The sequence below is a fragment of the Microbacterium sp. LWH13-1.2 genome, assembly GCF_038397735.1.
GTDB lineage: Bacteria > Actinomycetota > Actinomycetes > Actinomycetales > Microbacteriaceae > Microbacterium.
In genome coordinates, this window is the sequence record NZ_CP151635.1 from 909,201 (window position 1) to 922,458 (window position 13,258).

A 13,258-nucleotide genomic window follows, 5' to 3' on the forward strand; every position below is an offset into this window, starting at 1 on the left:
AATACCGCGGCGCGCATAGGCTGACCAGGTCATGCCAGCCCGAGTTCATGCAATCATCGTCGCGCGCCCCGGTTCCTCCGCCCGCGCGCAGCTGCTCCGCACACTGGACGCTCTGCGCTCCCAGACCACACCGGCGGCGGCGATCACCCTGGTGGTGTGCGGCGATGCCACATCGGCGCGTGAGAGCGAGGCGGTGGCGGCCGCGGTCGAGGGGATCATCCAGGCCCGCAGCGGCACATCCTTCGCCGACGCGGTGGAGCTCGCCCGACCCCGCATCCTCGAGGGGAGTGCGGTCTGGCTGCTCGCCCACGATACGGCGCCGCACGAGCGCGCACTCGAAAGACTCGTCGGAACGCTCGAACGCTCGCCGTCCGCAGCGATCGTCGCTCCCAAACTCGTGCAGACCGACAACGAGCGGGAGATCGTCTCGTTGGGCGTGAGCATGACAACCCTCGGACGAACGGTCGAACTGGCCGCCGGCGAACTCGATCAGGGTCAGCATGACGGCACGGATGACGCGCTCGGCGCGGACATCCGCGGAATGCTGATCCGCGGCGAGGTGCGCGATGCGCTGCGACCCGACCCGGCACTCGCCGGAGCTGATCAGGGACTGGATCTCGGCGTCCGTGCGCGACTCGGTGGTGGACGCGTCGTGCTCGCGCCGTCGGCTCGGGTCTCGGTCTCGCCGGGCGGCCCCGGCACGCTGCCGCACGGTCGCAGCAAGCGCGCGTTCGCGACGAGGCTCGCCCAGCTGCATCGTCGCCTCGCCTACGCACCCGCCGTCGCCGTGCCGCTGCACTGGCTCACACTTCTTCCGCTCGCGCTCTGGCGATCGGTGACGCACCTCGTGGGCAAGCGCCCGGAGGCGGTCGCCCCGGAATGGGGCGCCGCTGTGACTGCGATGTTCCGTTTCGCGGCGATCGCCCGCTCGCGGGGCAGCATCCGCGCGTTCCGCACCTCCAGCTGGTCGAGCATCGCGCCGCTCCGAGTGAGCAGCTCCGATCTGCGGCGGCGCCTCGACGACGGGCACGGCAGTGAGGGCGGAGCCGTCAGCGAGCTCCGGTTCTTCTCGGGTGGCGGTGCCTGGGCCGTGCTCGCAGCACTCGTGGTGAGCATCGCCACGTTCACCACCATCCTCGCGTGGCCTGTCCTGGGTGGGGGCGCGCTCCTGCCTCTGCGTGCGACCGTCGAAGCGCTGTGGAGTGACGCGGCCTGGGGGCTGCGCGGCCTCGGCGCCGGAGTGGTCGGCCCTGCCGATCCCTTCGCCGCGGTGATCGCCGTTCTCGGATCGCTGTGGCCGGGAGCCCCCTCGTTCTCTCTCGTGCTCCTCTGGGTGCTCGCGCTTCCGCTCGCCGTGCTCGGCGGATGGTTCGCGGCCACGAGAGTGACGGACCGCGCGGGTCTCCGCATCTTCGCCGGAATCGTCTGGGCGCTGGCCCCCACCTTCCTCACCGCCCTGGTCGACGGTCGTCCCACGGGTGTGCTGGTGCACCTGCTCCTCCCATGGCTCTTCCACGCTGCCGTCGTGGCGCATCGCTCGTGGGGCGCGGCCGGTGCAGCATCGCTCCTGTTCGCCGCCGTGACCGCCTGCGCCCCCTCACTCGCGCCTGCGCTCCTGCTGCTGTGGGTCGTCGCACTAGGCATCACCCTCGCCGGTGCGCGCATCCGCGGAGCGATCCGCCTGCTCTGGGTACCGGTGCCCGCCGTCGCTCTCTTCGCACCTCTCGTGCTCTGGCAGCTGCGTCACGGCAGCCTCGTCGCCGTGCTCGCCGACCCCGGGTCCATCTGGGCCGGTCCCCAGGCGACAGCGGATGCCGCAGGTCGGCTCGCGCTGGCCACGGGCTTCCCCACAGGGGACATGGCCGGCTGGGGCTGGGCATCGTGGCTCGGGCCGGAGATGGCACCCTGGGTCGCCCTGCTGCTCGCGCCACTCGCACTGCTGGCTCTCGTGTCTGCGGTCGCGCCTCGCTGGCGCGCCGGCATCACCCTCCTCGTCGTCGCCCTCTCCGGCCTCGCCACCGCATTCCTCGCCGTGGGCGTCACCGTCTCCTTCGCGCAGGGAGTGCCGGTCGCCATCTGGCCGGGCGCCGGGTTGAGCCTTGCGTGGATCGGCGTGACGGGGGCGGCGCTCGTGACCCTCGACACTGCGCTCACGATCCCTCGTCTGCGCGTTCTGAGTGCCGCCGTCGCGGGGCTCGCGATCGCGGTGTGCGCGGTTCCGTCGCTCGCCGCGTTCCACTCGGATTCCTCGGCGCTCCGCGACGGTCCCGCCTCGACTCTGCCCGCGTACGTCGCCGCGCAGGCTGGTGCGGATCGGCCCGTCGGCACGCTCGTGCTCACGCCGCAGAACGACGGCGGCCTCGCGACCGAGGTGGCCTGGGGTGGAAGCGAGACGTTGAGCGCTCAAACGACCATCCTGTCGACGGCGACTGAGCTGCGAGGCACGGACCTCACCACCCTCGCGGTCGACCTTCTCTCCGCGCGCGACTTCGACGCCGCGGCGGAACTCGGGGAGCAGGGCATCTCCTACGTCCTCCTGGCGAAGGTGTCCGACGACGAGTCGGATCGCGCGCGCACGCTGCGTACCGTCGCGGTGACGTCTCTCGATCAGCGTGCAGGCTTCGTCCAGGCGGGTACCACCGATCGCGGCGTGCTGTACCGGCTCGAGGCGGACGCCTCACCCCGTGCTCCGCTCTCCGCCGGGCAGGAGGCGACCGCTCGACTCGTGATCACGCTTCAGCTGGTCCTCGTGTTCGCCGCGCTCCTGCTGTCGGTCCCGACCCGTGCGTCTCGACGCGCTGCCCGCGCCAAGTCGCGCATCGTCGGGCGCGCGGCGGAAGAGCCGCTCGTGCTGCCCAGACACCCGGAGGATCACGACGAGCATGATTCGCCCGTGGTCGCGGCCGCGGTGCCGGAGAGTCCGTCCGAACCGGATGAGGCTGGGGATGCCGCCCACTCCGCCGCGCCCGCCGAACCGGCCGGTGCGGCGGGCGCTGCCGACGGAGAGTCCGCAGAGGACGCGCCCGCTGCGGAACCCGCCGCGGATGGATCAGAGGGGGACCCCGACGAGGGATCCCACCACGACGAGGAGGCGCGACGATGAGCACCAACCGTGCATTCCGGGTGGCCGCCACCGGCGCTCGGGTCCTGACCGGCGCCGTCGTCGCTGCAGCATGCGTCATCGGCGCCGTGGTCGCGGTCACCGCGCCCTGGCCCACCGTCACACACGAACCCGCCCAGGCCGACGTCACGCCCCTTCCCGGTGACACGGTGCTCGTCTGCAACGGCGACTTCCGCGCCATCGGGCGCACCCCCTCGAAATCGCTCGAGATGGTCTCCGCAGCTCAGCTGCGCCTGACCGCGGAGGGGTCGTCCGGGCGTCCGGAGTCGAGTCCGCTGTCCGCGAAGGACCTCGCCGACGGCGGTTCAGCCCAGCGTCTGGTCGGAGCGGTCGACGGCCGCGTGGCACCGCTGCTCGGCGCGACCGAATCGGTCACGCTCGCCGAGGACGACCTGTTCGGGCTCGCCGCCGCGCCGTGTCGGCCTGCCGGGCTCGAGTCCTGGCTCGTCGGCGGCACTGTGGCCACAGGCACGGAGGATCTCATCGTCCTCACCAACCCCGGTGTCGTGCCCTCGACTGTGACTCTCGGCGTCTTCGGGTCGGTCCGTGCATCGAGCACCGTGATCGTTCCCGCCGAGTCTCAGATCGCGCTTCCCCTGACATCGATCGCCGTCGGGTCCGATTATCCGGTCGTCCAGGTGACCGCCACCGGTTCGCCGGTGCGGGCCGTGCTGCAGTCGTCGCTCACTCGGACGCTCGACCCCGCAGGTGTCGACCTGCAGGATGCGGTGGCGGCACCGCAGCGCAATCCCGTGATCCCGGGAATCCAGGTGTTCGAGAACGAGGGCGACAACTCCGACATGGCGGTCGTGCGGTTGCTCTCGCCGGATGTGGATGCCGAGGCGGTCGTGACCCTCAGCAAGCTCGGTTCTGCCGCGACCGCTGCAGAACTCACCGTTCCGCTCACCGCCGACGTGCCGACCGAGCTCTCGCTCTCGACTCTCGCGCCGGGAGAGTACACCGCGCGGGTCGAGTCCGATGCTCCCGTGCTGGCAGCCGTGCGGCAGCAGGACGGTGCGGGTCCGCAGACAGACTTCGCCTGGGCGTTGCCGGCACCGGAGGTCGAGGACGACGTCTATATGTCGATCCCGGCCGGTCCGTCGCCCCAGGTCGTGCTCGTGAACAGCGAGGACTCGGATTCCACCGTGCAGCTGACCGCCGTCGACGGCGGAGAGCCCATTGACGTGACGGTTCCCGCGGGATCGTCGGCGGCGGTGCCGGTGAAGGAACGCACCGTGTACGCCCTGTCGACGTCGGGTCCTGTGCACGCGTCCGTGGCGATGACGGCCACCGGGGCGCTCGCGGTCTGGCCGGTGTGGCCTTCGGCGGGAGCCCAGCAGAGCATCACCGTCTATCCCTGACGCGAGGGTCGGGCGGAGGCGGCTCTGGCTCTGCGACCTCAGTGGTCGTGGCCGCCGAGATCCCAGGGCTCGCGTCCGACGTACTCAGCAGCGGCCCGGAACACGGCGCTCTCGATGGCCATCCGTCGGTGGGCGCCGTCGTCGTGCCCAGGCGGGAGCAGCCGCTCGATCGGGAGACGGAAGAGCACGATTCGCTGCTTCTCGTGATCGAGGTGCCACCGCGGAACCTCATCCGTCGCCTCGAACGCCGGCATCGCGCCGATCTCGAACCGCACCTCCTGCAGTTCCGGCCAGGTTCCTCGGAGGAACTCCACGGCCGTGCCCACGGTGAGGTCGAACCGGTCGATACGACCGTCGAGCGGCGCCAGGGGAGGACGCACGACCTCGCTGCGTCCCAGACGGCCATGACGCCCGTGTCGAGCACCGCGACGCGGAGCGGCGGAGGTGCGGGGACGACGAGGCATAGCGAAAGTCTAGGCCGAGTCTGCGGGCCCGGGCGGCGCGGCGTCCTTCCCTCGCGGGAAGGGGCCCGTAACCTGGCGGGAATGGACGCAAGACTCTGCTCGAAGGTCGGCTGCGCGCGAGAAGCCGTGGCGACGCTCACCTACGACTACGGCGATCAGATGGCTGCCCTGGGCCCACTCGGCCTGGCGAATCATCCGCACGCGCACGATCTCTGCGCGCAGCACGCGGATCGCCTGTCGGTACCCGCCGGTTGGCTCGTGGTGCGGCATGAGGCGCTGCGCGCCTGAACCGATCCGACCGGAACAGCGCTCGGGACACGCCGCCGACCGGGCCGGTGTCCCTTCGGCATCCCGGCTACGCTGACCGCGGATGCGCCAAGGCGGCGCGGCCGGAAAGGCAGCCGTGATCGTCTGGCGACGCTGGATCTTCCCTCTTCTTCTCGTGCTCGTTTTCGGGGCATGCGCAGCGGCACTGGTGAAGATCGCGTTCTTCCCCGACCGCACCGAGGCGACGGTCAGCCCGGAGTCGTCGATCAGCGATCCGGTCGTTCCGGTCGAGCGCGGCTCCGTGGTGAACGCGCTCACACTGAGCGGCAACGTCGCGCGAGATGATTCGTTCCCCGTGCGCAACGAGATCGCAGGAACCGTCCTCGCGGTCCACGTCGCGGAGGGGGCGTCCGTCGCCGCCGGACAGAAGCTCTTCACGATCAGGCAGGACGAGCCGAAGAAGGACATCGACATCGTCGCGGCCGAGGCAGGCGACATATCGGAGATCGCCCTCGTGAAGGGCCAGGTCACCTCGGCAGGGACCGAGAGCTACACACTCACCCCTGCGCGTTACCACCTGCTCGCGACGGTGGAGCCCGCGCAGCTGTACCGTCTGGTGAACGCGCCCGCCGAGGCATCCGTGAGCATCACCGGGGGGCCTGCGCCGTTCACGTGCACCGGGGTGCGTGTGCAGGTGAGCCAGGAGGGCACCGCGAGTGTGCGCTGCGCGGTCCCGGCCGCTCAGGTCGTGTTCGCCGGGCTCCCCGCGACGATGGACCTCGCGCTCGGTCAGGTCGACGACGCACTCGTCGTTCCGGTCACCGCGGTTCAGGGCGGTGCGGGCACGGGGAACGTCTGGGTGGATGCGGGTGACGGAAGTGAGCCCGAGGAGCGGCCGGTGACCCTCGGAGTCAACGACGGCACCATGGTCGAGGTCGTCTCCGGGCTCGAAGAGGGCGAGTCGATCAGGCAGTTCGTGCCCGGCTTCGTCGCTCCGGTGGAGGAGTTCTGCTACGAGGTCGCACCGGGCGTCGAGCAGTGCGACAGCGGGACGAGCTGGTGACGCTCGTCGCTCTGGCCGACGTGACCAAGAGTGTGCGGCTGCCCAACGACTCGGAGCTGGAGATCCTCCGGGGCATCACGCTCGAGGTGCGTGCCGGTGATCACGTCTCGATCGTCGGCCGGTCGGGCTCCGGAAAGTCGACGCTGCTGAACATCCTCGGGATGCTCGATGCTCCCACGAGCGGTTCCGTCTCCTTCGAAGGCCGAGAGGTGCGACGCATGCGCTCGGGACGGCTGGATCGCCTGCGCGGCGACAACGTCGGTTTCGTGTTCCAGCAGTTCAACCTGCTCCCCGGGCGCACCGCGCTCGACAACGTCATGATGCCGCTCGGTCATGCCAAGGGGCGACTCTTCTGGAATCGACGACAGATCGCGGCCGACATGCTGGAGCGGGTCGGCCTCGGTCACCGCATCGAGCAGGTCGCCGACCGGCTCTCCGGCGGCGAGCAGCAGCGTGTGGCGATCGCCAGAGCGCTCGTGCGTCGCCCTGTGCTGATCCTCGCCGATGAGCCTACCGGTGCCCTCGACATCGACACGGGGGCAACCGTCATGTCGCTTCTCGACGAGGTCGCGACCGAGACGGACGCGGCGCTCGTGACGATCACCCACGACCTGCATGTCGCCGCCCGCGCACGCAGACACTATCGTCTCGATGCCGGCGTGCTCGAGACCGCCGACCTCAGCCGCGCCTTTGAAGCGTCGACACTGGCGGCATCCGTGCCGTCGGGTCTGGCGGCGGTACCGTCGGCTTCGGTGCCGGCGACGCGCCGGGAGGCCTCATCATGACCGGGATCCTCGGCGCGCTCTCCGACGCGTGGGCGGAGATCCGGGTGCACAAGCTGCGGGTGCTGCTCAGTCTGATCGGCATCGCGGTCTCGGTGGCAGCGCTCACGGGAGTCGTCGCACTCTCGGAGTACCAGAGGCAGTTCCAGGCAGAGCAATCGGACCGATGGGGCGGACGTGCGGCGACGCTCGTCATCGGCATGAGCACCGCCGACGGTCTGCCCGTCGACGTCGACGCCTTCGACGAGCGGTTCACACGGGTCGCGGAACGCTTCGGATTCAGCCACACCGCGCGCATCGCGCAAGGGATGGCCGTTCCCGTTCAGCTGCCGGACGGCATCGTCGACGTCAACGCGCGCCTGATCGATCCGCTGTACTCCCAGATCCACCGGGAGCAGCTGTTGGAAGGCCGCTGGCTGCGCGATGACGATGTCGAAGCCCTCGCGCCGCCGGTCGTGATCACGGAGGCGCTCTGGGATCGGATCGGTCGGGTGCCGGTCGCACAGCATCCGACCCTCACTCTCTCAGGAGCGGCTGGCGGCACCTATCAGGTCGTCGGCGTCGTGCCGCGACAGGGTTTCGGCGACGAGGAACTACGCGTCGACATCCTCTACGACGCGTATCGCGCTCGGGTCGATGCCCTCCCGGAAGGAGCATGGCCGCAATACGAGGTGTGGCTCGGGCAGACGGAGGTCGATGCCGTCGCCCCCGTGCTCGCGATGGACCTTCGGGCAGGGCTGCCGGAGGGCCAGACAGTCTCGGTGAGCCGTTCCGATTGGGCGGCGCAGCCGGGAGCCCTCGACGCGCAGGCGACGTTCGAGATGGTCACGGGCGGCATCGCCGCAGTCATCCTCGCGCTGGGCGCTCTGAGCCTGATCAATATCCAGCTGGTGGCGATGCGCCAGCGGGTGCGTGAGATCGGTGTCCGGCGCGCGTTCGGGGCGACATCCGGTCGAGTCTTCTTCTCTGTCTTCCTCGAGAGCCTCGTCGCGACCACCGTCGCCGGGCTCGTCGGCATCGCGATCGTCGTCGCCGTGCTGCGTTCGGAGTGGGTGGTGACCTCGCTGTTCTACGGCATCCAGGACATCCCGCCGTTCCCGATGCGGGCCGCGTTCGTCGGTCTCGCGGCGTCGATCATCGTGGGCGCGGTCTCGGGATTCATCCCGGCGCTCGTCGCGCTGCGGGTGAAGGTCATCGACGCGATCCGGTTCTGACAGGCACAGGGTGGCCCCGACGGGAGGGGATCAGACCCCGACGCGCCGCCCCGTGAGCTTCTCCGCGCGACGATCGGCGTTCTGCAGCGCTCGGCGTTCCCGCTCGCGGCGCAGGACCGTGATCCCGACCAGCACGACCTCGGGCGCCGCCGCGGGCATCGGCGATACGAAGGGAGAAGCCTCGGTGAGGAGATCCTGCGCGACCCGCGCGCGGGCTGCGGGCACCATTCGCGGTGCGCTCTGCAGGAACTGCGAGATCCGGCGGGCGAGACGATCAGGCAGGCGGGCGACGTCCGCGATCTGAGCCCAGCCCGCGAGCATAGGCGGGAGGACGGGGACCTGCGGGATCAGCTTCGGAGCCCGCACGCGCTGACTGTACGTGCCGGCGACCATATCGCCGAGGCGCTGGGAGCGGGCGCTGAATGCGCCGGCGAGCACCGCGACGCTGCCGAGCGTCATATAGATCTCCAGCACCCCGAGGAGGGCGCGGATGAACGCATGGCGGAAGCCGGTCGCCCCTCCATCGATGCGAACGATGCGTCCGCCGACCGCGAGCTTGCCGAGGCTTCGCCCCTTGAGTGCGACCTCCATCGTGATCGGGAGCACGACGAAGCTGACGACGATCGATGCGATCGTCGCGATCGTGTCGGTCGCCTCGTCGAGAACGCCGAGGTCCAGCAACCAGAGCCGCAGGAACAGCGTCAGGAGGAAGACGGCGAAACCGACCAGAAGATCGATGATCGCGCCAGCGGCTCGAAGTATGAAACCGATCGGCTGCACGTCGATCGCCACGGCTTCACCGGAGAGCACCTCGTCGGATGTATCGAGCGGGGCAGACATGAGTACAGTAAATCAGGTGGATGCCGATGCGCTGACAGATGCACGCCGCGCCGAGTGGGAGCGGTTGGAGCAGTTGAGTCGCGCCCGGCTCGACGGCGAGGGAGTCGACGAGATGATCGTCCGCTACCGCGCGGCATCCGCGGATCTCGCCGAGCTCAAGACCTCGGTCGGTGAATCGCCGCAGGGAGCGTACCTGTCGACCATCCTCGTGCGAGCGCGGCTGCGTCTGACGGGCGCATCCGACAGCATCCTCACCCAGACGGCGCGCTTCTTCTCCCGGCAGCTTCCCGCCGCGCTCTACCGTCTGCGCTGGACGACTCTCATCATCGCCGTCTCGTTCATCGCGATCGTCGTCGGGACCGCCGCCTGGATCTCGTTGGATCCGGCGCTGCTCGCGACCCTCGGGCCACCGGATGCGCTCGAGCAGTACGCCGACGAGAGCTTCACCGGCTACTACACCGAGAACCCCGCCGCGGTGTTCATGGGGATGGTCTGGTGGAACAACGCCTGGATCGCGCTGCAGTGCGTGCTGTTCGGCATCACGGGGCTCTGGCCGATCAACGTGCTGGTGCAGAACGCGATGGGACTGGGCGTATCGGCTGCGGTGATGACCGCACACGACCAGGCCGACGTCATGATCCTCTACATCCTTCCCCACGGTCTTCTCGAGATGACGTCGATCTTCGTCGCCGCCGCAGGAGGGCTGCACCTGTTCTGGTCGTGGGTCGCGCCGGGCAACCGGTCACGCGGTGAGTCCCTCGCAGCGGAGGGCCGGTCGCTCGCGACCGTTGCGATCGGACTCGTCTTCGCGCTGTTCGTCTCCGGACTGATCGAGGGATTCGTCACCGGCTGGGCGCTGCCCTGGCCCGTCAAGATCGGCATCGGAGTGGCGGCGCTCGCCGCCTTCCTGATCTACATGCTCGTGATCGGCGGACGTGCATACCGCCGAGGCGAGACCGGAGATCTCGTCGAGTACGAAGCGGGGACGCCGCGACTCCTGGCGGGTTGACCGGGGTTCGTCCGACTTCTTTCCCGTCAGCGGGCTCGGTCAGCCGCGCTCGCGCTGCTGCGGTCCGGTACGTCGAACAGCCCTCGATACGCGAACCCTGCGAGCAGCGCACCGACGACGGGGAAGACGATGAACACCCACAGCTGGGTGAGCGCCTCCGTGTTCCCGTACAAGGCAGTGGCGATGGATCGGGCGGGGTTCACCGAGGCGTAGTCGATCGGCAGGATCACCAGGTGGATGACCGCGAGAGTGAGGCCCGCGACGACACCGCCGAAGGGGGTGCCGCGCACCGGGTGCGTCACCCCGAGGATCACGAGGACGAGCACCGCGGCGAAGAGCGCCTCGACGATGATCGCGGCGCCGAGGCCGAACCCCGCGGGAGAGGCGGCGGCGAAACCGTTGCTGGCGAATCCCTCGACGCGTTGCGCCTCGAGCCAGCCGTCGGGACCGAACAGGCCGATCAGGAATACCAGGGTCGAGGCGATCAGGCCTCCGACGCACTGGGCGACGATGTATGCGGGGACCTCGCGCCACGGCATCCGACCGGCCGCGGCGACCCCGATGGTCACCGCGGGGTTGAAATGCCCCCCGGAGATCGGTCCGAACGCATAGAACGCGGCGGTGAGAGCGAAACCCGCCGCGAGTGCGATGCCGACGAATCCGATGCCTTGATCGCCCGTCTCGGTACCTGCACCGAAGCGGGCCGCGAACATCGCGGCTCCCACGATGGCGAGGACGAGTGCGGAGGATCCGAACGCCTCGGCGGTCAGTCGGACCGTCATCGTGGAGGTTCGTCTGCTCGCGTCGCTCATGATCTTCGTCATTCCTTGCGTCCGGTCCGGTGTGCTCACAGCCGTCCGGCTGCCTTCAGCTCGAGGTACCTGTCGGCGATCCGCGGGGGCAGGGTCTCGGGGTCGGCTGCGATCGCTTCGCCGCCGGCACGTCTGACCGCATCCGCCACGTTCTCGGCGTCTCGCATCGTCCGCTCCGCAGCAGCCGCGAGATAGATCTCCTCGCGTGATCCGCGCTGCCGTGCGAGATCGGCGATACCGTCGTCGGTCACCGACCCCACGAGGATCGATGTCGCCCGCGAGGCATCCGGGAAGGCTCCGAGGAACCCTCGGGCGGACTCCGCCGCATCCTGTGCGGTCAACACGACGATCAGCGCGGGGCGCGTCGTGAGTGTGCGCACGGCAGCGAAAGCGCCGTGCCAGTCGGTGTCGACGAGACGGGCATGCACAGGCGCCATCGCGTCGGTCAGTGCGGGGAGGAGGGCGTTGCCCTCGACGCCGGTGACGCGTGCGCGCACGACACGGTCGTACATGAGCAGATGCACATGATCGCCCGCGCGGGCGGCGAGAGCGGCGAGCAGCAGAGATGCCTCGAGTGCGGCGTCCACTCTGGTGCCGTCGCCGACGCGTGCGGCTGCCGTGCGGCCGGTGTCGATGATGATCACGACGTGACGGTCGCGTTCAGGGCGCCATGTGCGCAGCATCGTGGTGCCGGCGCGAGCCGTGGCGCGCCAGTCGATCGAGCGCACGTCGTCGCCTCGGACGTACTCGCGCAGCGAGTCGAACTCCGTGCCCTGACCGCGGACCTGGATGCTGGTGTTCCCGTCGAGCTCACGCAGGCGCGCGAGTCGGGAAGGCAGATGCTTTCGCGACGAGAACGCGGGAAGAACGCGGATGGTTCCGCGCACCCGGTGGCGCGCCTGTCGACCGGCGATCCCGAGGGGGCCCTGGGATCGGATCATCACGAACTCGCTCGACAGCTCGCCGCGGCGACGGGGGAGAAGGGGGATGGAGACGCGGCGACGCTCGCCCGGAGGCACGCTGAGGCGCTGACGGTCTCGCGTCGCGCCTGCCGTCGGCTGCCAGGCATCACGGATCAGCGCGTGCAGTGTGCGGGATCCCTGGTTCTGGAGTGCGACGCTCACCGGCACGAGCTCACCGAGCCGAGTGCGTGCCGGCACCCGTCTGGTGACGACGACCGAGCGCGGGCTGGGCGCCAGCAGCACGTCGAGCACGATCAGGAGAACGCAGAGTCCCACCCAAATGCCGAGCGCGGCGTACGGCGGATAGCCCGCGAGGCCTGTGAGGACGAGCGGGACGATGCCGACGGCGACGGCGAGGGCGAGACGGCCGGTGACGAACACCTAGATCGGCACCCTGGTCTGCTGCACGACCGAGGTGAGGACGGCATCGGCCGAGACGCCCTCCATCTGGGCATCCGGCCGCAGCTGCAGGCGGTGGCGCCAGACCGGCACGAGCATCGTCTGCACGTGGTCGGGCGTGACGGCCGACGAGGCGTTGAGCCAGGCCCAGGCCTTCGCTGCGGCCAGTAGACCGGTCGATGCGCGGGGGCTCGCGCCGAGCTCGACGGAGGGCGACTGCCTCGTGGCTCTGGCGAGATCGACGACGTAGCCGAGTACGTCATCCGTGACATCGACGCGGCCGGCCGCGGCCTGAGCCGCTCGGATCTCGTCCGCCGTCACCGTGGCCTCGACGCCTGTGAGCTCGCGCGGTGAGAAGCCCGACGCGTGCTTGCGGAGCACAGAGACCTCAGCGTCGCGCTCGGGCATGCCGACGACCAGCTTCATCAGGAAGCGATCCAGCTGCGCCTCGGGCAGCGAATATGTGCCCTCGTGCTCGATCGGGTTCTGCGTGGCGGCGACGAGGAACGGATCGGGGAGCGCGCGGCTGACCCCGTCAGCCGACACCTGACGCTCTTCCATGGCCTCCAGCAGAGCGGCCTGGGTCTTCGGGGGTGTGCGGTTGATCTCGTCGGCGAGCAGGATGTTCGTGAACACGGGCCCCGCGCGGAAGTCGAACTCTCCCGTGCGCGCATCGTAGACGAGCGATCCCGTCACGTCGCCCGGCATCAGGTCGGGGGTGAACTGCACTCGCTTGGTGTCCAGGCCCAACGCGCGAGCGAAGGAGCGGACCACAAGGGTCTTCGCGACACCCGGCACGCCCTCGAGCAGCACGTGCCCTCGTGCGAGCAGCGACACCAGCAGACCGGTCACCGTGCCCGCCTGGCCGACGACGGCCTTGTCGACCTCGGTGCGCACGCGGTGCATGGCCTGACGCAGCTCGGCGTCGTTGAAGTTCTCAGCGGTCACGTGGTGTCCTCGGCTT

12 protein-coding genes are annotated in these 13,258 nt (G+C 69.8%); 7 read left to right on the top strand and 5 right to left on the bottom strand.

The genetic code is table 11. The annotated features are described in order from the left end of the window. Positions 1–31: 31 nt before the first annotated feature. Complete coding sequence (locus MRBLWH13_RS04115) at positions 32–3,103, top strand: glycosyltransferase (RefSeq protein WP_341957041.1); 3,072 nt, start codon at positions 32–34, stop codon at positions 3,101–3,103. After that, on the top strand, positions 3,100–4,482 hold the full coding sequence (locus tag MRBLWH13_RS04120; RefSeq protein WP_341957042.1) for a DUF5719 family protein: 1,383 nt from the start codon (positions 3,100–3,102) through the stop codon (positions 4,480–4,482). The genes MRBLWH13_RS04115 and MRBLWH13_RS04120 overlap by 4 nt, the downstream gene beginning before the upstream one ends. A gap of 38 nt (positions 4,483–4,520) precedes the next feature. Here MRBLWH13_RS04120 and MRBLWH13_RS04125 read toward each other — a convergent pair whose 3' ends face one another. Then, a complete protein-coding gene (locus tag MRBLWH13_RS04125; RefSeq protein WP_056308476.1) occupies positions 4,521–4,862 on the bottom strand; it encodes a metallopeptidase family protein in 342 nt (113 codons plus the stop codon). Positions 4,863–5,027: 165 nt separating this feature from the next. Between MRBLWH13_RS04125 and MRBLWH13_RS04130 the strand changes: the two genes are divergently transcribed. The 4 genes from MRBLWH13_RS04130 (at position 5,028) to MRBLWH13_RS04145 (ending at position 8,272) form a co-directional block, all read left to right on the top strand. Beyond that, a complete protein-coding gene (locus MRBLWH13_RS04130) occupies positions 5,028–5,234 on the top strand; it encodes a DUF3499 family protein (RefSeq protein WP_311243201.1) in 207 nt (68 codons plus the stop codon). Between the two features lie 82 nt (positions 5,235–5,316). After that, on the top strand, positions 5,317–6,276 hold the full coding sequence (locus MRBLWH13_RS04135; protein WP_341957043.1) for an efflux RND transporter periplasmic adaptor subunit: 960 nt from the start codon (positions 5,317–5,319) through the stop codon (positions 6,274–6,276). Continuing rightward, positions 6,273–7,061, top strand: coding sequence for an ABC transporter ATP-binding protein (locus tag MRBLWH13_RS04140; protein WP_341957044.1), 789 nt, complete (start codon positions 6,273–6,275; stop codon positions 7,059–7,061). Before MRBLWH13_RS04135 ends, MRBLWH13_RS04140 begins: the two co-directional genes overlap by 4 nt. Beyond that, positions 7,058–8,272 (top strand): ABC transporter permease, encoded by a 1,215-nt coding sequence (locus tag MRBLWH13_RS04145; RefSeq protein ID WP_341957045.1) that lies wholly within the window; start codon positions 7,058–7,060, stop codon positions 8,270–8,272. The genes MRBLWH13_RS04140 and MRBLWH13_RS04145 overlap by 4 nt, the downstream gene beginning before the upstream one ends. Before the next feature lie 30 nt (positions 8,273–8,302). Here the strand turns inward: MRBLWH13_RS04145 and MRBLWH13_RS04150 are convergent, their stop codons facing one another. Then, positions 8,303–9,112: an RDD family protein gene (locus tag MRBLWH13_RS04150; protein WP_341957046.1), complete on the bottom strand. Its 810-nt coding sequence runs from the start codon at positions 9,110–9,112 to the stop codon at positions 8,303–8,305. A 16-nt stretch (positions 9,113–9,128) separates the two neighbouring features. Between MRBLWH13_RS04150 and MRBLWH13_RS04155 the strand changes: the two genes are divergently transcribed. Continuing rightward, entirely contained in the window at positions 9,129–10,121 is a 993-nt protein-coding gene (locus tag MRBLWH13_RS04155; protein ID WP_341958212.1) for a stage II sporulation protein M, read from the top strand. Between the two features lie 26 nt (positions 10,122–10,147). Here the strand turns inward: MRBLWH13_RS04155 and MRBLWH13_RS04160 are convergent, their stop codons facing one another. The 3 genes from MRBLWH13_RS04160 to MRBLWH13_RS04170 form a co-directional block, all read right to left on the bottom strand. Then, positions 10,148–10,903, bottom strand: a complete 756-nt coding sequence (locus MRBLWH13_RS04160) for an aquaporin (protein ID WP_341957047.1) — start codon at positions 10,901–10,903, stop codon at positions 10,148–10,150. A gap of 65 nt (positions 10,904–10,968) precedes the next feature. After that, positions 10,969–12,276, bottom strand: coding sequence for a DUF58 domain-containing protein (locus MRBLWH13_RS04165; RefSeq protein ID WP_341957048.1), 1,308 nt, complete (start codon positions 12,274–12,276; stop codon positions 10,969–10,971). After that, a complete protein-coding gene (locus tag MRBLWH13_RS04170) occupies positions 12,277–13,200 on the bottom strand; it encodes a MoxR family ATPase (RefSeq protein WP_311243464.1) in 924 nt (307 codons plus the stop codon). It abuts the gene before it with no gap. Between the last annotated feature and the right edge of the window lie 58 nt (positions 13,201–13,258).

What these genes read in the sequence shown, in the direction of transcription:
- MRBLWH13_RS04135 (WP_341957043.1), top strand. Translation starts at nt 5,317, where the DNA reads ATGCGCCAAGGCGGCGCGGCCGGAAAGGCAGCCGTGATCGTCTGGCGA.
- MRBLWH13_RS04130 (WP_311243201.1), top strand. Translation starts at nt 5,028, where the DNA reads ATGGACGCAAGACTCTGCTCGAAGGTCGGCTGCGCGCGAGAAGCCGTG.
- MRBLWH13_RS04160 (WP_341957047.1), bottom strand. Translation starts at nt 10,903, where the DNA reads ATGACGGTCCGACTGACCGCCGAGGCGTTCGGATCCTCCGCACTCGTC.
- MRBLWH13_RS04120 (WP_341957042.1), top strand. Translation starts at nt 3,100, where the DNA reads ATGAGCACCAACCGTGCATTCCGGGTGGCCGCCACCGGCGCTCGGGTC.
- MRBLWH13_RS04115 (WP_341957041.1), top strand. Translation starts at nt 32, where the DNA reads ATGCCAGCCCGAGTTCATGCAATCATCGTCGCGCGCCCCGGTTCCTCC.
- MRBLWH13_RS04150 (WP_341957046.1), bottom strand. Translation starts at nt 9,112, where the DNA reads ATGTCTGCCCCGCTCGATACATCCGACGAGGTGCTCTCCGGTGAAGCC.
- MRBLWH13_RS04145 (WP_341957045.1), top strand. Translation starts at nt 7,058, where the DNA reads ATGACCGGGATCCTCGGCGCGCTCTCCGACGCGTGGGCGGAGATCCGG.
- MRBLWH13_RS04170 (WP_311243464.1), bottom strand. Translation starts at nt 13,200, where the DNA reads ATGCACCGCGTGCGCACCGAGGTCGACAAGGCCGTCGTCGGCCAGGCG.